Genomic DNA, 22,378 nt, shown 5'->3' on the forward strand with positions numbered 1-22,378 from the left:
CCCCGAGACGTGCAGGTGCCCCCAACGGTCCAGTCCACGCCCGAGCCGCCAGGCGAGCCCTTCAGGCCGTCCACAGGCCCTTGGGGCTCGCCCGGGTGTCGAGATCGAACGCATGATTGACGCTCTTGCTCAGACCGGAACGTTCCATTTCTGTGGGTCGAGGCCGTTGCAGTCGTAGATCTGGAGGTCTGTGCCGTCGGCCGTGGCACCGCCTGGGCTGTCTAGGCAGCGGCCGGACTGTGGGTTGAGCAGCGAGCCGTTGGCTTGAGGGCGCCATTGCTGGCCGCCGGCAGTTCCGCAGTCCCAGAGTTGGACCTTGGTGAGGTTCGCTGTGCCGTTGCCGACGATGTCCAGGCACTTGCCGAACGAGCGAATGGTGCCGTTGGCCATCATCGTCCACTGCTGACCTGGTACGCCGCCGCAGGTCCACAGCTGGACCGCGTTGCCGTTGACGGCGGTGTTGTGGTCGACGTCGAGGCACTTGCCGGCCGCGGCGGGCCCGGTGATCGCACCGGTTGGTCCGCCCACGACGCCCGTACCGAAGCGGACCTGGCATTGGTTCCCGGTCCCGAGCCACGTCGCGGCCAGGTAGACGAACGACGTACCGTCGGCCGACGGGACGATCGGCGAGCTGTAGCCGGGGCAGGACGGTGAGCCGGCACCGTAGCTGCCGGTGGGGTTGACGTTGACGGGTGCCTCGAGCTCGGTCCAGCTGCCGGTGCCGAGCGAAGTGTTTGCCAAGAGCACCGATCCGGACTCGGCCATGACTGCCTTGCTTCCGGTCGGTCCGGTGACGACACGCTGGCCGGACAGCAGGAGCGTGCCGTTGGGTCCGCCGCCGGGCACCCAGGCGACGTACGGCGTGTGCAGTAGATGACGACCGTCGCTGGTCTGGGCAAGCGTGCCGGGACTGTTCGTCGGTGCCCAGTTGAGCCCGTCGGGGCTGGTCTTGAGGTAAACCTCGCACGCGTGGTCGGCATTCGTTGCGTCACGGCAGAGTTCGTACGACATCATGAACTGGCCGTTGGGCAGCGCGGTGATGATCGACATCCCCGGTCGGGCCAGGTTGTCGGCGGGGAACGCGACGTCGGGTGTGATGCTCCCGCTCCAGGTCGCTCCGCCGTCGGTCGAGGTGTAGTGGCCGATGATCTGGTTGTTCGTCGGCGACCCGGCCGGGCGTTCGTCGGAGATGAAGCAGGCGAGGGTGTTGTTCGAGGTGAGCAGGAACCACGGCTCCCAGATGCCGGCGCCGATGGTGTTCGGGAGGCCGCTGGTCTGGGTGCAGTTCGACAAGTACTGCCAGGTCGCGCCGTGGTCGGTGCTCTTGAAGACCTCGATCTTCTGGGCGGTGAAGTTGCCCTCGTCCCAGGCCGTACCGGCGGCGAGGAGGTCGCCCTGGTTGAGCCCGTTCGCGGTGCGGGGTACTTCGTAGATCACCGGCGCGCCGAGGTCCCAGCCGGCGGTGTGCGAGGTGATCGTGCTGATCGGGCTCGCGCCGAAGGTCGCACCGCCGTCGGTACTGCGGAAGATCGGGAAGCTGCTCGGGCCGGATTCGTTGCGTCGGGCAAATGTCGCGAGGATGGTGCGGCCGGAGTTGGTGTCGTGGTCGAGCCGGATCGCACGCGGGTAGCTGGCGTCGGCGTTCGGGTAGGTGGAGAGGTTGGGACTGTAGAGGACGTTTCCTGGCGGTGCGGCGGCCGCGGGTGTCGCCGGATTCGCGACGAGTGCGGCGGCCATCAGGCCGGCCGCGGCGAGCAAGCGGGTAACGATGGGCATGATCCTCCTCTGACAAGGGCGGGTCGAGCGAAGGTCTGGCGTTCAGTTGTTGCTGATATCGACAGCGGTCCGGGCGACTACGGCACCGGAGGCGTCTGTTGCCCATAGCAAGAGACGGCCGATGGCAGGATCCAGCACGATGTCGATCGGGTCCGTCACCACGAACGGCTTCGCATCAACAGGCACGGATCCACCCACGTCACCCAGCGACCAGTGCAAGGTGCCGAGGAGAGGGTCGCGCCCGTGGTGGGATACGCGCACAGGAACGACGATGACGGGCTGATCCGCGCTCGGGGCGGCGGCCGGCTCGGCGGGTATTTGCGCCGGGACGACGAGGTCGCTGCCCGGGGCTGCTGGGGCGAGGTCGACGATCAGCACGGTTTCCGCGTGGACGTCGGACGGGACGACTCCGCCCAGGTCCTTGGTGCGGCGGTCGTAGGTGTAGATGCCTACGGTTTCGTGTTCGATGTCGTAGAGCTCGGTGTAGATGTAGCCGGCGTTGCGGGGATGACGACGGAGCTCTTGGGTTTGCCAGCGAAGGTGCCAGCCGCGTTCGACACTCGTCGAGCCGGCGCCGTACTCGCCGTTCAGCTGGATCTTGTCCGCGGCGTCGAACCCTGGTGCCGCGATCGCCTTGTCCACAACGAAGTCCGGCCCGAGCCGCACCGGGAAGCTACCGTCCGGAGTATTGACCAGCCGATCGACAACAGCCGCCCACGACGCGGCGCTCTCGTCGTAGTAATGCCAGTCGACCAGATCAGTCTCCACATGCGCCCAGCCCGAATTGTCAACAATCGGACGACTCGGATCCGCATCCCGGATGATCCGGTACACCCGCCGTACGGCGTCCTGTTTGGCCACGTCACCCGGGACGTCCCAATCGAGCCCCCACTCCTCGTTGTAGCCGCCCCAGATCACGATGCTCGGATGGTTCCCGTCCCGCGCGACCATCCCGGCCGCCGCCTCCTCGAAGGCAGCAACAGCCGGGGCCGAGAACCGTCCCGTCGACGGCGGCTCGGCCCACACCAGCATCCCGAGCCGATCCGCCCAGTACAGCCAGCGCGGGTCCTCGAGCTTGATGTGCTTCCGGACCAGGTTGAACCCAGCGGCCCGCGCCAGCTCGAGATCCCGCCGCAACGCCTCATCGGTCGGCGCCGCGTGACCACCCGACGGCCAGAACCCCTGGTCCAGAACACCACGAACGTATGTCGGCACGCCGTTCACCGTCAGGTTGTTGCCGTGCCACTCCACCTTGCGCAGCCCGGTGTACCCACGCACCACGTCCTCGCCGGCCGTCACCACAACGTCGTACAGCTGCGGATCGTCAGGACTCCACAGTCGCGGCTCGGCGATCGGCACCGTCACAGCGCCGGGCCACTCGGCGTACTCGCGAACCACGACGCCCGGTATCTCGATCCGCACCGGCGACGGGCCGGTCAATGTGATCTCGATCCCGTCCAACGCCGCGGTCGGCCGCAGATCCAGACGCGAGATGTACGACGCCGGCCGCGGCTCGAGCCAGACGCTCTGCCAGATCCCGCTTGACGGCGTGAACGCGCAGCCGTCGTAGTCGTCGCGCGGCATACTCCGCTGCTTGCCGTGCGGGATGAAGCGCTTGTCGGTCGGCGCATCCACGCGTACGACGAGCTCGCCCGCGCCGCCGTCCAGCAGCTCGGTGATGTCAGCCTCGAACGGCAGATAACCACCGACATGCTCGACCGCGAGCGCCCCGTTCACCCAGACGGTCGCCTGGTGGTGGACAGCGCCGAAGTGCAGGATCGTCCGCTCCCCCGCCCATTCCGCGGGTCGCTCGATCCGCCGCCGGTACCAGGCCGTCGGCAACCAGTGCGCGACCACGCCGGAGTCCGGGTGCTCCCACGGGAACGGCACCACGATCGTCTCGTCGAAGGTGTCAGGTGTCCGGGCGAACTCCCACTCGCCGTTGAGGTTCAGCCAACGGTCCGAGCGGTCGAAGTGCGGACGAGGATATTCGGGTCGAGGTGTGTTCACAGTTGTTCTCCTCGCTAGCCTTTCAGGCTGCCGGCCATGACGCCTTTGATCAGATGACGTTGCAGTACGACGAACACGATGAGCACCGGGATCGCGGCCACGGTGCTTGCTGCGAGCAACTGTCCCCAGACGCTGGTCCAGTCCGCGCCGAGCTGGCCCGAGCGGATGTTCTGCGCCAACGCCGACAGCATCACCTGCAGGGTCTGGTGCTGCTCATCGTTGACGGCCACGACGGGCCAGACGAAGTCGTTGTAGATGTTGATGAAGGTCAGTACGCCGAGCGCCGCCAGCCCCGGCCGGATCACCGGCATCACGATGCTCGCGAAGATCCGCAGCTCACCGGCTCCGTCGACCCGCGCGGCGTCGAGCAGCTCGTCCGGGATCGCCATGATCACCTGCCGCATCCAGAACACGCCGAACGCATCGACCGCGCCGGGCAGGATGAGCGCCTGGAACGTGCTGACCCAACCGAGCTGGCTCATCTCCAGCAGCAACGGGATCAGCAGCACGAGCGTCGGCAGCATCAGCGTGGTCAGCACGGTCGCGAACAGGATCCGCTTGCCCGGGAAGTCGTACTTCGCGAACGCGAACCCCGCCATCGGGCAGAAGATCATCGTCAGCGCGCCCTTGATCACGACCACGATCGCCGTGTTCCGGAAGCCGGTGCCGATCGGGATCGTGTCGAGCATCGAGCGGAAGTTGCTCAGCGTCAGCTGACCCGGATCGAAGCTGAACGGACTGGAGATGATGTCGCCGCCGGGTTTGAGGGACGACAGCATCATCCACAGCAACGGCGCCAGACTGATGACCCCGGCAACAATCAGCAGTCCGTAGCGACCGATCGCACTGAGTTTCATGAGTCCTCCCTCGAACGCAGCAGCCGGATCGATGCGACGGACAACGCCAGCACCATCAGCACGAGCAGCATCGAGTTCGCCGCCCCGAGTCCGAGGTCGGAGTTCGTGATGTGCTTGTAGAGATAGAGGCCGGCCGTTCGGGTCGCGTTGAACGGCCCGCCGCCGGTCACGACGTACGGCTCGGCGAACAGCTGGAAGACGGTCAGTGTGCCGATCACGACCACGAAGCTCAGCGTCCGCGTCACCAGCGGGACGGTGATCGACCAGAACTGCTGCCAAGCGTTCGCGCCGTCGATCCGGGCTGCCTCATAGACATCTTGTGGGATTGTTGACAATCCGGCCATCAACAAGATGACGGCGTACCCGGTCGTCCGCCACAGCACGAGGAGCGCGATCGTCACCTTCGCCCAGGCGGAGGTTGTCAACCAGCCGATTGCAGGCAATCCGAGCGTCGACAATCCGTGGTTCACCGCGCCGAAGTCCTTGTCGAACAAGATGATCCAGACCTGCGCCATCGCCACCAGCGGCGTGACGAACGGCGCGATCAGCGCGGCGCTGAACAACCCGCGGAACCGCGCCTTGCGCAACGCGACCGCGATCGTCAGCGCGAGCAGGATCTGCGCCGGTACGACGAGCAGCCAGAGCACGCCCGAGGTCGCCATCGACTGCCAGAAATCGGGACTGGTCAACAGGTACCGGTAGTTCGCGAACCCGATCACCTTCAGCGCACCGGCGCCGTGCCAGTTGGTGAAGCTGAGCTGGAGCGCGAAGAAGATCGGGTACGCGCTGAACGCGGCGAAGATCAGGATGAACGGCGCGACGAACAGGTACGGCGCGGCCTGGACCCGGCGCCGGCGTACTCGAACCGCCGATCGCCGGGTCGTGGCTGCTTCGGTCAGGGCCGCCATTCAGCTAGGCCCCATCAGGTTCTTCTGGATCTGGGTCGCCGACGTCTTGAGAACCTCGTCCGGGCTCATCTGCCCGGCGAGCAGCTTCTGCACGTTGACGCCGAAGTAGTCGACGGCCTTCCCCCACCAGGTCGGGATCGTGTAGCCGCCGGGCACCTGCTTACCGGCCTCGACCGCGACCTTCCAGAGATCCTGCCCACCGAGCGCCTCGATCGGCTTGAACAGCGGGGCGTTCGGGTCGAGTGCCGGCAGGTACGACGGGATCGACGTGTTCAAGCCGCCCGGATACACGTCGTTCGAGCCGTAGACCGTTGTGTACCCCTCCTTGCTGAAGACCAGGTGCTCGTACAGCCGCCAGGCCAGCTCCGGGTTCTTGGCCTTCGCCGGGATGACGAACGACGACCCGCCCATCACCCCGGCCCGCGGACCACCGGCCTGCCAGGCCGGCAATGCGGTCGCCCGCCACTTCCCCTTACTTGCCTTGAGCAACTGCTGCGGCGCGAACACGAACCACTGCGCCCACGGTACGAGCACCTGCGTCCCGTTGTCCTGCGTCTGAAGATCGGTCGGCTGCGTGTACTTCGCCAGCGTGCCCAGCCCCTGGGACCGCACCGTGTCCAGCCAGGTCAGCGTGTTCCGATAAGGATCGGAGTCGATCGAGAGCTTGCCCTGGGCATCGACCATCGCGCCGCCCTGCTGGTTGGCGAACATGTCGATCCACAACTGCGCCAGGAACTGGTCGTTCTCGAGGTGGATCGGCTTGGCCTGCGGGAACTTCTCCTTGACCGAGCGCGCCGCCCCGAGCAGAGCGTCGTACGTCGTGAGGCTCGCCGGGTCGACGCCCGCCTGGGTGATGATGTCCTCGCGGTAGAACAGCAGCCCCGGATCGAGGTCCCACGGCACCGCGACGACCTTGCCGTCAACGGTCACCACGCCGAGTTTGTACGGCGCGATGCCGGACTTGTACTGCTCGATCAACTGGCTGAGATCGTGCAGATGCGGCGCGACCCCGGTCAGCAGGGCATCGTCGTAGAACGCCCCGTCGGGCACGCCGGCACCGCTGATCAGCGTCGCCGGCAGCTTGGCGTTGATGTCGACGGCGACGTGGTTCACCTTCACCTGCGGGTACTTCGCTGTGAAGGAGGCGATCGCCTTGTCGAACACCTTGTACAGGTCGCCGGTGCGATCCCAGATGGTGATCTCACCGGACGGCGGAGTGGAAGCACTGCTGCTCGGCAGCGCACTGCCACCGGTCGTGTTGCCGGGAGCGCACGCACTCAGACCGCCGGCGGCCAGCGCGGCACCGGCTCCCCGGAGCAGGGTACGGCGCGAGAAAGGAAGCTGGGTCATGGTCGTTTTCCTCATGACTTTGTCGAGCTTGCAACGTTGCAAGTGGTGATCGGAACGCTAAGCTTGCAACGTTGCAAGTGTCAAGACTTCGCCGACCATGTCGACGCGGACCAGGGGAACGAGGTGCACAGTGCCCGCCACACTGCGCGAGGTAGCCGAGAGGGCCGGCGTCTCGGTCCGGACGGTGTCGAACGTCGTCAACGACTTTCCCCAGGTCGCGCCGGACACGCGCGCCCGGGTGCAGCAGGCGCTCGACGACCTCGGCTACCAGCCGAACGCCGTCGCCCGGACCCTTCGGCGCGGACGGTCCGGCCTGATCGCACTGGTCCTGCCGGAGCTCGACGTGCCGTACTTCGCGGAGCTGACCCGCGCCGTGATCGAGCAGGCGGCGACGGCCGGGTACACGGTCGTCGTGGATCAGACGGACGGCGACCCGGTGCGTGAGCAGGAGCTGGTGATGCGCGGCAACCGGGCGGCGATGTTCGACGGGCTGATCTTCAACCCGCTGGCGTTGGGCGGCGCGGACCTGCGCGACCGGCCCTCCTCGACGCCGGTGGTGCTGCTCGGTGAACGCGTCGTACAGGGCGGACTCGATCACATCATGATCGACAACGTCGCCGCCGCGGAGCTCGCGACCCGGCATCTGATCGACCTCGGCCGGCAGCGCATCGCCGCGATCGGCGACCAGTTCGACGAGACGCGCCAGACCGGCCGGCTTCGGACCCAGGGCTACACGGCGGCTCTCCGTACTGCGGGGATGGAGCTCGTGCCCGAGCTGATCCGTCCGACGGAGTTCTTCCACCGATCCGACGGCGCCGCCGCGATGGCTGAGCTGCTCGCGCTCCCCGAGCCGCCGGACGCGGTCTTCTGCTACAACGATCTGCTCGCGCTCGGTGCACTGCGTACCTGCCTCAGCCGCGGTCTCCGCGTTCCTGAGGACATCGCCCTGATCGGCTTCGACGATATCGAAGACGGGCGCTACAGCACTCCCAGCCTCACCACGATCCGGCCCGACAAGGCCCAGATCGCCAAACACGCCGTACAACTGCTCCTCAACCGCCTAGCCGGCGACGATTCTCCCCCCACGGAAATCGCCGCCGACTACGACCTCGTCATCCGCGAGAGCACCCGCTAGTTGTCCCTGCAGCATCGGAGTTGCCGATGTCGCCGAGCTGATCAAGGCCCTGAGCGCCTAGAGGAAGGCTGACAACAGCAGGACCATGCCGAGGCCGACGACGGAGATGATCGTTTCCATGACCGACCAGGTTTTGATGGTCTCGCCAACGGTCATACCGAAGTACTCCTTGACGAGCCAGAAGCCGGCGTCGTTGACGTGTGAGAAGAACAGCGAGCCGGCGCCGATGGCCAGGATGACGAGAGCGATGTGTGTGGAGTTCTCGCCGACGGCCAGCGGTGCGACGATGCCGGCGGCCGTCACGGTGGCGACCGTCGCGGAACCCGTGGCCAGCCGGATCAGCACTGCGACGATCCAGCCGAGCAGGAGCGCGGACAGGTTTGCGGCGATGGCGATCTTCGCGATCGCCGTACCCGTCCCGCCGTCGACCAGGACCTGCTTGAATCCACCGCCGGCGCCGACGATCAGCATCACCCCGGAGATCGGCAGCAGGCTCAGGCCGATCTTCTTGCTGAGCACGGGGATCCCGAAGCCGATCGAGGTACCGAACGTGTACATCGCCAGCAGTACGGCGAACAGCAGCGCGAACACCGGATCGCCGATGAACTGCAGCACCGGATAGAGCGCATTGTCCTTGCTCATCCACACGTCCGACGCGGCCTTGAGCAGCATCAGTACGACGGGGCTGAGCACGGTCACGATCGTCCAGGTGAAGCTCGGCGTCCTGGTCCGCTGAGCCTGCTCCGTGGCGGTCTCGACTCCACCGGGACCCGACGGCGACCCACCCGTCGCACCCGGCTCACCGTCCTGCACGCCGCCCGCTACCTCCAGTCCGGCACCGGCCGCGCCGATCGGCACCCAGCGAGCAGCCAGCTGTCCGAACAGCGGTCCGGCGATGACGACAGCCGGGATCGCCACCAACAGCCCGAGCGCCAGCGTGATACCCACGTTCCCGTGCAGTACGCCGATCGCGGCCAGCGGTCCCGGGTGCGGCGGGATGAAACCGTGCAGCACCGACAGGCCCGCGAGTGCCGGAATGGCGAGCAACATCGCCCGCACACCCGTCCGCCGGATCGCCAGCACGACCACGGGCACCAGCAGCACCAGCCCGATCTCGAAGAACATCGGGATGCCGATGATCGCGGCGATCAGCGCCATCTTCCACGGGAGCACGGACCGTTTCCCGCGGAGCAGCGTGTCCACGACCTGATCGGCGCCGCCGGAGTCCGCCAGCAGCTTGCCGACCATCGCGCCGAGCGCGATCAGCACACCGACGTACCCGAGGACGCCGCCGACGCCGAGCTCGTACGACTTCGTGACGTCACCGGCCGGGATGCCGGACGCCAGCCCGACGAACAGGGCTCCGATCGTCAGCGACAGGAACGCATGCACCTTCAGCACCACGATCAGCGCGACGATGATGCCGATCCCGATCACGGCGACGATCAGCACCCGTGTGTCGTGCCCGTTCCAGGGCGCGTGCACATCGCCGTTCGCCGCCAGGGGAATTGCGGTGACTGCATCGGTCAGACCCATAGCTTCACGCTCCTCCACAGACCAACCCCCTTCCGCAGTCTCCCACCGCGTCCCCGCCGAAACCCTCTATCGGCGCGCCGCCCCCTCACCGGAACAGATCGAGGCCCTTGCCGACGAGAACGGCGGACAGGACGGTCAGCAGAACGACGGTGATCGTGTTCAGGTTCGCGAGCAACCAAGCCTCGACCGACCTGAGTCTCCGCGCCGACTGCGACGGCCCGACCAGTACGACGGCCAGCAGCGGCCCGATGACCGTCACCGACGCCGCGACCACGAAGATCGCCACCGCGGCGATGGACTGCGACGTACCGAGACCGGCGCCGCCCAGGAGGCTGCCCGCGCTCAGAACGAGGGGAAGATTCTTCAGGTTCGCCAGTGCCGCGGCGGCCCCGGCGACCAGGAGCCCCGGCGCGGACAGGATCGCCATCCGATCGACGATCGCCGGCCGCGGCGGAGTCGTCCCGGGCGCCGGCCGCTTCCGCCAGTACCGGACAGCCAGGACTCCGAACAGCACGCCGACCGCCAATTGCAGTACGTCGACCCCGTCGCGTGCGGACTCCTCGTGCCCTTCCGCGACCGTGTCCGTCAGCCACGCGACCAGCCCGACAGCGATCGCCAAGGCACCGACCCATCCGGCCGCGAAGCACAGCCCGGCGCGGACCGGCCGGTCGGACAGCAGCACGAGCACGATGCAGATCATCGGTATCGGACTCAGCGCAATGGCCATCGCCTGCGGCAGAACCGCACCGACGACGGGCCACACGTGCTCAGTGTCCGTTCGACGGTGGCGGGACCTGCAGGACTTCGACGATGCTGATCCCGAGCATGTCCAGGTGGTTCAGGATGCCGGCCAATGCCGCCTGGTCGTCGAGGTACCCGTGCAGGACGGTCTGCGGGGGCTCGGTATCAGCGGTCATCGATGGGAACGCGTCGGTCAGGTCGCGCGACAAGGTTCCCTTCACCCGGATGACGTAGTGGCCCATAGGACGCCCCTTTCACGGCCGTCACTTAGGACTCTGCTGCCGTCGTAGGCAACTCGGCTCCCCCGGATCGGGGGATGGTGGTTGTGCGCGCGGTCAGCAGGCTGAGAGATGTGGCTGAGTCTGCTCCACCGGCGGCGCCAACTCCTCGAGCTGCTCGGCGGAAGATTCCGAAACCCGTGGTGCAGCTGGCCCGGCTTGTCGTCGTCGCCGTGGTGGCGTGGCTCCTGCTGCGGTTGCTGCGTGGCATCGACTGGAGCGAGGTCGGCTACGCCCTCACCCATCTGAGTGCCTGGCAGATCGCGGTCCTGCTGGTGGTGATCCTGATCCGCCGGGCGATCCTGGCTGCTCCGTTGGCCCTCCTCATCGCCGGTCTCAGCTACCTGAAAGCGATGATCAGCGATGTCGCGGCAGCCTCCATCGCCACGATCGCTCCCTCCCCCGGCGACGTCGTACTGCGGCTGTCCATGCTCCGCTCGTGGGGTATCGACAACACCGACGCCGCATCCGGCCTGACGCTCAGTACGACGATCTTCTACATCGCCCGCCTCGCCGCACCGGTGATGGGCTTCGTGATCTTCTGGGCTGCGCGTGACTTCTACGCCCCGTTCGCCTGGGCGGGTCTGGTTTTCGGCGTGACAGCCGTCGTACTGCTGGTCGGTCTGCTCCTCGCGGTGCGGGCCGAGCGTACGGCGGGAACGATCGGGCGTCTGCTCGGGCGAGTGATCCAGCGGGTGCGGCCTTCCAGTCCGGGTCCGGACGTGTGGGAGGAGCGACTCGTGTCGTTCCAGTCGCACAGCGCGGGACGTATGAATCAGCGCGGGTGGCTCGCGATTCTCAGCCAACTGCTGCTGGTCGGCGTCGAGGCGGGTGTGCTCGTCCTGTGCCTGGCGTTTGTCGGCGTGAAGCTGGACGGGCCGACCGTGATCGTCATGTTCTGCAGCTTCATGGTGCTCTACCCGCTGACTGGGCTGCCGCTGATGGGCGCCGGAGTGCTCGACGCGACCTATGCGGCGTTCGTCTCCGACCACAGCGCGGTCGACGCGACCGACCTTGTCGCGGGGCTGCTCGTGTGGCGGGTCGCCGTACAGTTCCTGCCGGTTGTCGTCGGCCTGCTGATCATCGTGGTGTGGCGGCGGTTCACCTGAACCGGGTGACCCGGCCGGGAACCGCGGGCGCTCACCCTGGTCACATGACGGCGCGCGGGACACGACCGCTGAGGTTCGCGTGCGCCGGTGTCCTGTTCGCCGGACTGGTCATCGGGCTGTTCATCGGCGCGCCGCGGCCGGCTGCCGCGGCGGACTCGCCGGACGACGTCGCAGCGCAAACGCTCGCGGACCGGTACGCCCCTGTCGTCCGATTGCAGAAGCTCGGTACGAGGTGCGACGACGGCGAACAGTTCCAGCCGACCGACGTCAACGCCGTACTGGGTGATCAGCAGGTTGCCCTGCGGGGCCCGTGGCGACCGCCCGACCTCGTCAAGACTCAGCCTGAGGGTACGGACCTCGTCCGCGGGTACCCGGGTCACTTCCTCGATTTCCCGGGCGATCCGTTGCGCCCCGGCTGCGACTACGCCGAGTGGTCCGCGCGCATCAACAGCACGCACCCGGCGACCGTCTACGCTCACGTCACCGGCGATCCGGCGTACCCGGGGAAGTTGTCCTTGGAGTATTGGTTCTTCTACATCTTCAACGACTACAACAACACGCACGAAGGCGACTGGGAGTCCGTCCAGCTCATCTTCGACGCGGCGACGCCGGAGGCCGCGCTGGCCACGAAGCCGACAGCGATCGGGTTCAGCCAGCACGGTGGCGCGGAGCGGGCGCGGTGGGGTGACAGCAAGCTCGAGATCGTCGACGAGACGCATCCGGTCGTCTATCCCGCGGCCGGTTCGCATGCCAACAAGTACGGCCAGCGCTTGTACCTCGGTCGCGGGTCCGAGGGTCTCGGCTGCGACGACACGACGAGGCCGGCGACCGAGCTCAGACCGACGGTCGCCTACGTGCCGATGGCGCGCGCGGACTACCTGACGGAGTACCCGTGGCTGGCGTTCGAGGGCCGATGGGGTGAGCGGCAGCGCTCCTTCTTCGACGGGCCGACCGGGCCCAACCAGAAAGCTTCCTGGGTCCGGCCGATTCAGGATGCCGAGGCGACGTGGCGGGACGACAGCACGATCGTGCCCGCAGGCAAGGTGCTCGGACCAAGCGGCACAGGCGTCTTCTGTACGGCGGTCGGCACCGGATCGAACCTGCTGCGCGAGACCCTCGACCGGATCTGGCTGCTGGTCCTGATCCTGGCCGCACTCGTCGCACTGATCTGGTTCGCGGCGAGTCGGACCCGGTGGAGTGATGCCGCGCCGTTGCCCGCGCGCAGGCGGCGCGCGTGGGGGCAGACGGTGGCGTCGGCGCTCCAGCTGTTCCGGCGACGCCCCGGGCTGTTCGGCTCGTTTGCCGCGGCGTTCGTCGTACTGGGTCTGACCACCCTCCTACTCGCGGACCTTCAGGCCGCACGGCGCGATTCGCCGACCGATCTGGGCGCGCCGACCGAGAACGCGACCGGCTTCTGGGCCTCATTGGTCGCGCTCGCGATCACGATCCTCACCGCCGCGACGTACGTCGCACTCCTGGCCGCGGTCACGTCGACGCTCGACCGGCTGGACCGCGATGCCCCGGTGTCCGCCGCACTCACCTGGCGTGACGTGAAGGCGCACGCCCGGCCGCTGACCACTGTGTCAGTCCGGTACTTCGTCGTCATCGCCGTACTCACGCTCATCGTCGCGACGATCCCACTGGCCATCTACTACGCCGTCAGTCGCGCGTTCGCGATACCTGCCGTGATGGCCGAGCGGGTCTCGGCGAGTGCGGCGCTGAAACGCAGCCGGCTCCTGGTGAAGGGCCGATGGTGGCGAACCGCCGGGCCGCTCGCGATCATCGTCGGACTCGGCCTGTCGATCGGACCGATCGCCGGGATCATCCTGCTGCTCGCGACGGACCTGCAGCCGAGGCTGATCAACGTGGTGTCGTCGCTGTTGTTCGCGGTGGCCATGCCACTCGTCGCGGCCGCCGTCGTCTACCTGTACTTCGACCGCACCGTCACCCACGCGGACTCGCCCGGATCAGGTGACCTCCCGGATCCAGACCGTACCTATTCTCGGCAGGGGAGGTAGGGATGTCCCAGGCTGACGGCGGATCGGAACAGCCCGCGGTGAGGCACGGTCCGAGCCGGCTCCTGATCACCGCGATCGTGGAGGGCGTGATCGTCGCCGCGCTGGTCGTGACGCTGATCATCGTCAGCGTCCGCCGCAGCGGAGACACCGCGAGCGCATCATCAACCGGCGGTCAGGCCGGTACGGCGATGTGCGCGGCAATCCCGGTCGCGAATCAGGTTCTGCCGTCGATCGTCACGATCTCGGCGAGCAGCGGCGCCGCAGCCGGCACCGGTTCGGGGCAGGTGTTCCGGGACGGCGGCTACATCCTCACGAACGACCACGTCATCTCGCCGGCCACCGCGGGCGGTGCGATCTCCGTCCAGTACAGCGACGGTCACAGCTCCGCGGCGACGATCGTCGGGCGCGATCCGAGTACCGATCTCGCCGTACTGAAGGCTGCTGACGAGGCGAAGGGGTATCCGGTGATCGGGGTCGGCTCGTCGGCCAACCTGCAGGTGGGCCAGCCCGTCGTCGCACTCGGCGCTCCGCTGGGTCTCGCGAGCACGGTGACATCCGGGATCATCAGTGCGCTGGATCGCTATGTGCCGGTGCCGGGCGACTCGGTGACGCACCACTTGATCGGCGCGATTCAGACTGACGCTGCTATCAACCCCGGCAACAGCGGCGGTGCGCTGGTCGACTGCGCCGGGAAGCTGGTCGGGGTGAACGCCGCGATCGCCACCGTCCCGAACGCGTCCGGGGTCAGTGGTGGCGGAAGCGTCGGTCTCGGCTTCGCGATCCCGATCGATCTCGCGAGTCCGATCGCCGACGAGCTGATCCGCACCGGGAAACCCGGTCACCCGACCACCGGGCTGCAGGTCCAGGAGATCCCGCCGGCGCTTGCTCAGGCGTCGGGGTCGCCGAGCGGCCTCTTCGTCCTCGCCGCGACCGGGCCGGGCGCCGAGGCCGGTCTGAAGGCCGGCGACGTGATCACCAAGGTCGACGGTCAACCGGCCGTCAGCAGCGAGCAGATCGTCGTCGCCACGCTGACGCGCAAGGTCGGTGACACCATCGAACTGACCTACGTACGCGCAGACGCCGCAGCAGCCACCGCCAAGCTCACGCTCGCCGCGCCCTAAGAGGCAGGCGGGACCGGCTGCGAAGCCAGCAGGTCGAGCCCTAGCTGCCTGGCCAGGAACTGTGCGGCCAACTGGCCCTGCACGCTGTTGCCTGCCTGGTCCAGCCGCGGCGCGAACGTGCCCAATGCGCCTTTCCCAGGCGAGACCGTCACGATGCCGCCACCGATCCCGCTCTTCCCCGGTACGCCGACATCGAGCAGCCAGTCCCCCGACGTCTCGTACAGCCCCGCGATCGCCATCACCACCAGTGTCACCCGAGCGACATCCGCGTCGACCACGCGTTCCTGCGTCAGCGGACAGACCCCGCCGTCCGCCAGCGTCGCACCCATCACCGCCAGGTCTGTCGCCGCAACGCTCAAGCAGCTCTGCCTGGTGTAGAGCTCGGTCGCCTCAGCAGCATCACCCGCCAGGCCACCGACGCTCTTCAGTAGAGCCGCCAGCGCACGATTGCGGTGGTTGGTGGCCAATGCTGACTCCAACACCTCCTGATCCAACTCGAGCGCACGACCCGCGAACCGAGACAGACCGTCGACGACGAACTGCCAGCGATCCTCCAACGAAGTGCCCGGCGTCAAGCTGGTCGTCGCGATCGCCCCCGGATTCACCATCGGGTTGGTCCGCCCCGCCGGCGACCGTTCGACCGCTTGCACGGAGTTGAACGGCAGACCGGTCGCGTTCATCCCGACCAATTCACGGATCGCATCGACACCGACCGCCTGGCACATCAGCGCGAACACGAACGGCTTGGCCACGCTCATGATCGTGAACGGCCGACGCGCATCACCCGCCTCGAACAGCTGCCCGTTGGTCGCAACGACACTCACGCCGAACGTGTCCGGATCAACCCGGGCCAACGCCGGGTACACCTCGGACACCGTCCCTTCGGTGACGCCGCGGTACCGCTCGTACGTCGCCCGCACCAGATCGTCGACAATCGGCGCATCGGGCAAGCCACCCGTCGAGATGTACCGGCCGGCCGACACCTCAGAACGACCAGACCAGCGGGACAATGATGATTGCCGTCAGCAACCACCACGCCATCACGACCAGACCGAGCTTCCAGTAGTCCCCGAACCGGTAGCCCGCCGGACTCATGATCATCATGTTCGCGGGCGTCGAGATCGGGGTCAGCAGCGAGGCCGCACCGGCGACCGCGATCAGCATCAGCACCGGTTTGACGTTCGTCCCGGTGCCCTCGGCCGCCGCCACCGCGATCGGCGCCACGATCAGCACCGTCGCGGTATTGCTGACCATCTGGCCCAGCGCGGCGGTGACCACGAAGAGTGCCAACAGCAACAAATACGGCCGCCCCGGCCCGACCGCGTCGATGATCAGGTCGGCGATCCGGTCCGCGCCGCCGCTGGACTGGATCGCGCCGGACAACGGGATCAGCGAACCGATCAGGATCACGATCTGCCAGGAGATCGCTCGATAGGCCTGAGCCGGACCGACCACCCGCGTCAGCACCATCGCGGTCGCCGCCAGCAGACCGGCCATCGCCGGCGGCACCGCGCCGGTCGCGAGCAGCACGACCATCGCCGCCAGGATCGCAACGGCCACGGAAGCCTTCGGCCCCCACGGCACGGCCTGCCGCCGTACGAGCTCCGGCGAGTCGACCAGGAGGATGTCCCGGTCCCGGCTGAGCTCCTCGAGGGTCTCCCACGGACCGTGCACGAGGAGCGCGTCGCCCTCGGCCAGTTGGGTGTGCCGGTTGCCGCGGTCCTTGCCCATCCGCTGTACGGCGATGATCACCAGGTCGTGACCGCGGTGCATCCCGGGGAACACCGTCTCGCCGACCAGTGCCGACCGGGGCGGGATGACCGCCTCGACCACGCCAGAATCCCGGGTCAGCAGATCGTCGACAGGTGTCATGCTGACCGCGAGTAGATTGTCGACAACCAGATTGCTGACTTTCTCCGACGGCCCGGTCACCACCAGCACGTCACCCGCGTCGATCGCCGCGTCCGTGCGGTTGTGCCCCTTCCCGTCCTGTACGCCGACGATCTGCACCCCGGGGTACGGCGTGAGGTCGAGCTCGCGCACGCTCTGCCCGAGGAACGGCGACAGGTCCCGTACCTGCAGGCGGTAGAAGCCGTCCCGCAGCGCGTAGTGAACGTCCAGCGTCCGCTCATGCACGGCGAAGTCGGTGGTCTGATGCGCTGGCCGGGCGGACGGCAACAGCTTCGGACCGAGTAGCACGGAGATCGCGATCGTGCCGATCACCAGCGGCACGCCGACGATCGCGAACGAGAAGAACGGAAACGGACCCGCACCCGCATCGCTCGCCGCCTCCGACACAATGATGTTCACCGGTGTCCCGGTCAGCATCAGCAACGATCCCGCGCTGCCCGCGAACGTGAGCGGCATCAGCATCTGTGACGGCGGCTGCCCGATCCGGATCGCGAGCATGACCACCAGCGGGAGCAGCGCCGCGACGGATCCGTTCAGCGTGATGAGGGCGGACAACACCGCACATGACGCCGTGACGGCGATCAACAGCCGGGTCCGCGTGGTTCCGGCGTACCGGACGATGGTCTGGCCGGCCCACGCGGTCACGCCGGTCGAGTCGACGCCCTCGCTCACCACGAAGAGCGTGGCGATGAAGATCACCACCGGGTCGCCGAAGCCCGCGAGGACGTCGGTGAAGCCCAGCACGCCCGTCGCCCACAAGGACAGGGCGACGAGCACCGCGACGACATCGACGGGCAGCCTGTTCCACACGAACAGTACGACGGCCGCTCCGAGGATGATCAGGCTGAGCGTGCCGTCATCCATCGCGGCCTAGCCGAGGTGAACCGGAGCGGACGGGCCCCACGGAATCCCGATCACGTACCACAAGATGTAGAACAGCGTCCACGCGACCAGCACGATCCCGGTGTACGGCAGCATCATCGACACGACCGTGCCCATACCGGCCTTCTTCCGGTACCGCTGGCAGACGAGCACGATGAACGGCAGGTACACCATCAGCGGAGTGATCACGTTCGCCGGACCGTCGCCGACCCGGTACGCCGCGATCACGGTCTGCGGCGCGATGCCGAGCCGGTAGAACAACGGGATGAAGATCGGCGCCAGGATCGCCCACTTCGGGATCACGCCGGGCATGATCAGGTCGATGATGAAGACCAGCAGGATGAAGCCGATCAGCAACGGCAACGCCCCGATGTCCGCACGCTCGAGCAGGTCGGCCAGACCGGTCGCGGCCAGCCTCGACATGTTCGAGTAGTTGAAGTAGGCAATGAACTGCGCGATCAGCAGCATCAGGAAGATCAGCCCGCCGAGCCCGTTGAACGTCTTGACGATCGCGTTGATCACGTTCGTGCTGCCGATCAGCGACTTCGCGCCCCGGCCGTAGCCGAGACCCGCCGCGAGGAACAGCATCGAGATGATGAACAGCAGGCTGCTCATGAACGGCGAGGACCCGAAGATCTCGCCGGTGTCGGGGTTGCGCAGCGGAGCGTTCGGGATGAACGTCAGCGCCGACACGATCGCGACCGCGACGAGCAGGTAGTAGACCGACCATCGCAGTCCGCGGGACTCCAGCTGCATCTCTTCTTCGCTCGGCTTGTGGTCGACAGGCGCGTCGTCCGGCGCCTCGGCCGGGTCGTACTTGCCCAGCCGCGGCTCGAGGATGCGCTCGGTGATGACCGTCATCACCGCGGCGCAGAACAGGGTCGCGGCGATGCTGAAGTAGAAGTTGTGCGTGACGTTCAGGTGGACGTCGGGAGAGACCAGTTTGATCGTCTCGTTGGTGACCTCGGTGATGATGCCGTCGGCCGGAGTGATCAGGATGTTCACGAAGAACGCCGCGCTCACACCGGCGTACGCCGCCGCGATGCCGGCCAGCGGATGCCGCCCGAGCGACGCGAACGCCGCCGCGCCGAGGGGTATCAGGACCAGATAGCCCGCATCGGACGCGACGCTCGAGATGCCGCCGAGCAGCACGATGATGAACGTGATCGCCCCCTTGGGCGCGACTTTCACCATCTTCCGGATCAGCGCGGCGATCAGCCCCGCTTCCTCGGCGACGCCGACCCCGATCATCGCGACCAGGATCACCGCGACCACACCGAAGTCGTTGAAGTTCTGCACCGCCGTGGTGAAGATGAACCGGATGCCGTCGCCGGTCAGCAGGCTCTCGGCGGTGATGGTCTCGTGCTTGACGGTGTACTCCGGGATCGCCGGCGCGGGTGGCGTATCGCTGCCGGCGACACTGGTGCCGCCCTCGTAGTCGGGTGCGACCTGGACCGTCGCCGGCTCGGCGACCTCGGTGGTCACACTCGTCCCGGCCCAGGACAGGATCGCCGACAGGGCGATCACGAGCACGATCAGCGCCAGGAAGATCAGCGCCGGGTGCGGGACCTTGTTGCCGACCCGCTCGATGCCGTCGAGGACGCGCTGCATCCCGCCCTTCTTCACCGGCGTGTCGTCGGGAACCGCCTTCGCGTTCATGCCGCTGCGTCCTTCGGTGCGGCGAACCTGAGCGCGAACTCGATCAGCAGCTTGGTGCCGAAGCCGGTCGCACCCTTGTTCCGCCACGTCCGCGCCGCCGGCGCCTGCGCCGTACCGGCGATGTCGACGTGAGCCCAGGGTTTGCCGTCGACGAACTCCTCGAGGAACAGGCCGGCGGTGATCGATCCGGCGTTGATCCCGCCCATGTTCGTCATATCGGCGATCGGCGAGTCGAGCTGGGACCGGTACGACCGGTGCAGCGGCAACTCCCACACCGGCTCGTCCACCGCGTCACCCGCGTGCCGCAGTTGGTCGACGACAGCGGAGTTGTTGCCCATCACACCCGCGACCTCGACGCCGAACGTCCGCAGGCAGGCTCCGGTCAGCGTCGCGATGTCGACGATCGCGTCGACGGGCTCCTCGGTCGCCAGCGCCAGCGCGTCGGCCATCACCAGACGCCCTTCCGCGTCGGTGTTGAGCACCTCGACCGTGGTGCCGTTGCGCATCGTCAGTACGTCGCCGAGCTTCATCGCCGACCCGGACGGCATGTTGTCGGTACACATCAGGTAGCCGGTCACGGCCGCCGTACACCCGAGGTCGCGCAGTGCCGTCATCGATGCGAGTACGGCGGCCGCACCGGTCATATCGTTCTTCATCTGGGCGTGCGACTCGTCGCTCGGCTTGAGGCTGATGCCGCCCGAGTCGTACATGATTCCCTTGCCGATCAAGGCGATCCGGCCGGTCGGATCGGCAGGTTGGTAACGCAAGCGGACCATCCGCGGCGGCTCGACGCTGCCCCGGTTGACGCCGAGGAGTCCACCGCACCCCATCGCGATCAACTGATCCTTGTCGAAGACCTCGACCTCCAGGCCCGAAGCCCCGCCGACCTCGGCGGCAACTTCGGCCATGCGTACGGCGGACAGCGTCGTCGCCGGGCAGTTCGCCAGGTCTCGGCCCAGACTGCATGCCATCGCCACGATCCGGCCGCGTTCGGCCCCGATCTCGGCTGCTGCGGTGTCCTCGTCGGAGGCAACGATCAGCAGCGATTCCAGCGTGGGTTGCTCGGCGTCGCGGCCGACGAAGTACCGCCAGCGGGCCAGCAGCACGCCTTCGGTGACGGCCTGCGCGAAGTCGGCGACCGAGACCCCGAAGCTCGCCACGTCTCCCCCGGCTACCTCGATGGCGAGCTTGCGGTGCCACGGAACGGCGCGCGCGAACTCGGCGGCCAGATCACGGACCAGGGTCGGGTCGGTCTCGCCGCGTTCGCCGATCCCGACCGCGACGCGGACGGGACCGTCGGCACGCGGCAGAACCAGCGTTTGACCGCGCTTACCGGTGAAGCCGGCCGACTCGAGACCGGCCAGGTCGGTCCCCAGTTCCTCCGGGGGTTCGACGCCGGCGGCGACCGGTACGGCGAGCGCGTCCGCCTCGTCCGCGGCCTGCTTGAGCGAAACGACAGCGACCCGGACCTGGTACCGGGTCGAAGGAATCGGATCGAAGTCGCGTGGGATCGTGTTCACGAAACCCTCCTCAGTACCTGGGTCGCTAGCCAGTCAGCCCGGGATCAGCTCTGCAGGGCCTGGATGAGCTCTTCTTCGCGTTCCTTCGTCAGGTTCGTCTGGATGACCGTCGGGCTGAACGGCTTGAGCGCGTCGACGACGCGATCGACGGTCGCCGACCGGGCCAGCAGGAACACCGCGGCGTGGCCGTCCTGCAACTCCTGCCCGACGTGCTTGATCAGGTCGTCGTTGATGCCGACATCGGTGAGCTTGCCGGCCACTGCTCCGGAGGCCGCGCCGACGGCGAAGCCGGCGAGCGGGTTGAGGAAGATGAGTCCGATCAGCGTTCCCCACAGTGCGCCGCTCGCGGCGCCGGCCCCGGTCAGGTTGACGGACTGCTGGATGCGGACCTTGCCCTTGGCGTCCTTGTAGGCGTACGCCGCGTCCTCACGCTGCAGCAGTTGTTGCTTCGCAAGATCATCGGTCAGCGCGACGACGCGCTCGGCGTCCTCACGACTGTCCAGACCGAGAACCACCAGATGGGTCATGCGAACTCCTCGATGGCAGGCGCGTCCCTGTGCCGCGCTGGACGCTTCATCCCATCAACCGGGCCCGCTACCGGCCTCCTCCGATTAGGGTGAACCCCCGTCCTCGTGCCGCGCGAGGAACGCGGACAACGGGCCGGGCAGTTCGGCGGGCCGCTCGCCCCAGTCGTAGACCACCGCGGTGCCCGCGATCAGGTCGTGCAGCGCACGATGTTCGCGCTGGAACACGATCAATACGAAACCCAGTCCGAACAGTACGACGCTGAGCGGGAAGCCCACGACCCACCGCAGTGCCTGTCCCGGATGGATCGTGCCGCCGCCGGAGCGCACGACCCGCAGGCCGATGATGCCCTGGCCCGGCGTACGGCCGGCGACCGCGAGGAATCCGAACGCATAGGAGAACGCGAAGACAGCCAGCGCGATCGTTGCCGGGAGCGCCCCTACTTCGACGTCCCAGAACGAGGCGGTCAGCAGGTTCACGCCGGCCAGGCCGATCGTGAACGTCGTCGTGATGATCAGGATGTCGAGTGCGGTGGCGGTCGCCCTGCTCACGACACCGGCGTACTCACCGGTGACCGTTCGGGATCGTGGCGCGGGTTCTCGGCGGAGCAGCCGGGTGACGCCACGGTTGAGGATGGCGTCGAGGCCGGCGAGTTGCCGACGGACCAGGTCGACGAGCGAGCCTGCCAGCCGGGTCTGGCTCTCGACCACGACCTGAGGCAGACCGGATCGCTGGACCAGGCTCTCGATGTCGACCCGTTCGAGCAAACGCTCGACATCGACACGGTCGATCAGTCGGTCCATGTCGATGCGATCCAGCACCAGGTTGAGATCGATGTGCTCGAGGAGCAGGTTGAGGTCGACGCGTTCCAACAGCTGGTTCAGGTCGACGCGGGCCAGGGCGCGGTTGAGGTCGACGCGATCGACCAGGGCGTCCACGTCAACATGGGACAGCACCAGGTCCGGTTGAACGGTTTCGACGACCCGCTCAGTGACCTTGCCGGCCAGTCGTCCCAGAACCCCGCCGGGACGGGAACTCACCC

The 22,378-nt window shown here is 67.4% G+C and carries 18 protein-coding genes; 4 read left to right on the forward strand and 14 right to left on the reverse strand.

What is annotated here, in order from left to right; translation table 11 throughout:
* Positions 1-129 precede the first annotated feature (129 nt).
* From ACQPYH_RS24380 to ACQPYH_RS24400, 5 genes are read right to left on the reverse strand one after another with little or no spacing between them, the layout of a single operon-like run.
* Complete coding sequence (locus tag ACQPYH_RS24380) at positions 130-1,776, reverse strand: ricin-type beta-trefoil lectin domain protein (protein WP_432875558.1); 1,647 nt, start codon at positions 1,774-1,776, stop codon at positions 130-132.
* Positions 1,777-1,818: 42 nt separating this feature from the next.
* A complete protein-coding gene (locus ACQPYH_RS24385) occupies positions 1,819-3,786 on the reverse strand; it encodes a glycoside hydrolase family 2 protein (RefSeq protein ID WP_432875561.1) in 1,968 nt (655 codons plus the stop codon).
* A gap of 14 nt (positions 3,787-3,800) precedes the next feature.
* Positions 3,801-4,643 (reverse strand): carbohydrate ABC transporter permease, encoded by an 843-nt coding sequence (locus ACQPYH_RS24390; protein WP_432875564.1) that lies wholly within the window; start codon positions 4,641-4,643, stop codon positions 3,801-3,803.
* Positions 4,640-5,551 (reverse strand): carbohydrate ABC transporter permease, encoded by a 912-nt coding sequence (locus tag ACQPYH_RS24395; protein WP_432875567.1) that lies wholly within the window; start codon positions 5,549-5,551, stop codon positions 4,640-4,642. Before ACQPYH_RS24395 ends, ACQPYH_RS24390 begins: the two co-directional genes overlap by 4 nt.
* Positions 5,552-6,901 (reverse strand): ABC transporter substrate-binding protein, encoded by a 1,350-nt coding sequence (locus ACQPYH_RS24400; protein ID WP_432875570.1) that lies wholly within the window; start codon positions 6,899-6,901, stop codon positions 5,552-5,554.
* A 130-nt stretch (positions 6,902-7,031) separates the two neighbouring features.
* Here ACQPYH_RS24400 and ACQPYH_RS24405 point away from each other — a divergent pair, with 130 nt between their 5' ends.
* Positions 7,032-8,036 carry a LacI family DNA-binding transcriptional regulator gene (locus tag ACQPYH_RS24405; protein ID WP_432875573.1) on the forward strand — a complete coding sequence of 335 codons (1,005 nt, stop codon included), beginning with the start codon at positions 7,032-7,034 and terminating at the stop codon, positions 8,034-8,036.
* Positions 8,037-8,093: 57 nt separating this feature from the next.
* Here the strand turns inward: ACQPYH_RS24405 and ACQPYH_RS24410 are convergent, their stop codons facing one another.
* The 3 genes from ACQPYH_RS24410 to ACQPYH_RS24420 all read right to left on the reverse strand — a co-directional run bounded on the left by ACQPYH_RS24410 (position 8,094) and on the right by ACQPYH_RS24420 (position 10,555).
* A complete protein-coding gene (locus tag ACQPYH_RS24410; RefSeq protein ID WP_432875574.1) occupies positions 8,094-9,572 on the reverse strand; it encodes a gluconate:H+ symporter in 1,479 nt (492 codons plus the stop codon).
* 85 nt (positions 9,573-9,657) lie between these two features.
* Complete coding sequence (locus tag ACQPYH_RS24415; protein ID WP_432875576.1) at positions 9,658-10,335, reverse strand: GAP family protein; 678 nt, start codon at positions 10,333-10,335, stop codon at positions 9,658-9,660.
* A 4-nt stretch (positions 10,336-10,339) separates the two neighbouring features.
* Positions 10,340-10,555 (reverse strand): hypothetical protein, encoded by a 216-nt coding sequence (locus ACQPYH_RS24420; protein ID WP_432875578.1) that lies wholly within the window; start codon positions 10,553-10,555, stop codon positions 10,340-10,342.
* Between the two features lie 176 nt (positions 10,556-10,731).
* Here ACQPYH_RS24420 and ACQPYH_RS24425 point away from each other — a divergent pair, with 176 nt between their 5' ends.
* Genes ACQPYH_RS24425 through ACQPYH_RS24435 form a run of 3 tightly spaced genes read left to right on the forward strand, consistent with a single transcriptional unit; the run spans position 10,732 to position 14,839 of the window.
* Positions 10,732-11,700, forward strand: a complete 969-nt coding sequence (locus tag ACQPYH_RS24425; protein WP_432875580.1) for a lysylphosphatidylglycerol synthase domain-containing protein — start codon at positions 10,732-10,734, stop codon at positions 11,698-11,700.
* Between the two features lie 44 nt (positions 11,701-11,744).
* On the forward strand, positions 11,745-13,718 hold the full coding sequence (locus tag ACQPYH_RS24430) for a hypothetical protein (RefSeq protein ID WP_432875582.1): 1,974 nt from the start codon (positions 11,745-11,747) through the stop codon (positions 13,716-13,718).
* Positions 13,719-13,720: 2 nt separating this feature from the next.
* The gene (locus ACQPYH_RS24435; RefSeq protein WP_432875584.1) at positions 13,721-14,839 is read left to right on the forward strand and encodes a S1C family serine protease; all 1,119 of its coding nucleotides are present in this window, start codon (positions 13,721-13,723) and stop codon (positions 14,837-14,839) included.
* On the opposite strand, the gene glsA is transcribed toward ACQPYH_RS24435, so the two are convergent.
* From glsA to ACQPYH_RS24465, 6 genes are all read right to left on the reverse strand, one after another.
* Positions 14,836-15,822 carry a glutaminase A gene (glsA, locus tag ACQPYH_RS24440; RefSeq protein WP_432875586.1) on the reverse strand — a complete coding sequence of 329 codons (987 nt, stop codon included), beginning with the start codon at positions 15,820-15,822 and terminating at the stop codon, positions 14,836-14,838. The genes ACQPYH_RS24435 and glsA overlap by 4 nt on opposite strands.
* Before the next feature lies 1 nt (position 15,823).
* A complete protein-coding gene (locus tag ACQPYH_RS24445; RefSeq protein WP_432875588.1) occupies positions 15,824-17,614 on the reverse strand; it encodes an SLC13 family permease in 1,791 nt (596 codons plus the stop codon).
* A gap of 6 nt (positions 17,615-17,620) precedes the next feature.
* Complete coding sequence (locus tag ACQPYH_RS24450) at positions 17,621-19,291, reverse strand: AbgT family transporter (protein WP_432875590.1); 1,671 nt, start codon at positions 19,289-19,291, stop codon at positions 17,621-17,623.
* A complete protein-coding gene (locus tag ACQPYH_RS24455) occupies positions 19,288-20,811 on the reverse strand; it encodes a leucyl aminopeptidase family protein (RefSeq protein ID WP_432875592.1) in 1,524 nt (507 codons plus the stop codon). The genes ACQPYH_RS24450 and ACQPYH_RS24455 overlap by 4 nt, the downstream gene beginning before the upstream one ends.
* Positions 20,812-20,855: 44 nt before the next feature.
* Positions 20,856-21,338, reverse strand: coding sequence for a DUF1269 domain-containing protein (locus ACQPYH_RS24460; RefSeq protein WP_432875595.1), 483 nt, complete (start codon positions 21,336-21,338; stop codon positions 20,856-20,858).
* An 84-nt stretch (positions 21,339-21,422) separates the two neighbouring features.
* Positions 21,423-22,376 carry an RDD family protein gene (locus tag ACQPYH_RS24465; RefSeq protein WP_432875598.1) on the reverse strand — a complete coding sequence of 318 codons (954 nt, stop codon included), beginning with the start codon at positions 22,374-22,376 and terminating at the stop codon, positions 21,423-21,425.
* Between the last annotated feature and the right edge of the window lie 2 nt (positions 22,377-22,378).

This window comes from Kribbella sp. CA-245084 (assembly GCF_050942355.1).
Lineage (GTDB): Bacteria > Actinomycetota > Actinomycetes > Propionibacteriales > Kribbellaceae > Kribbella.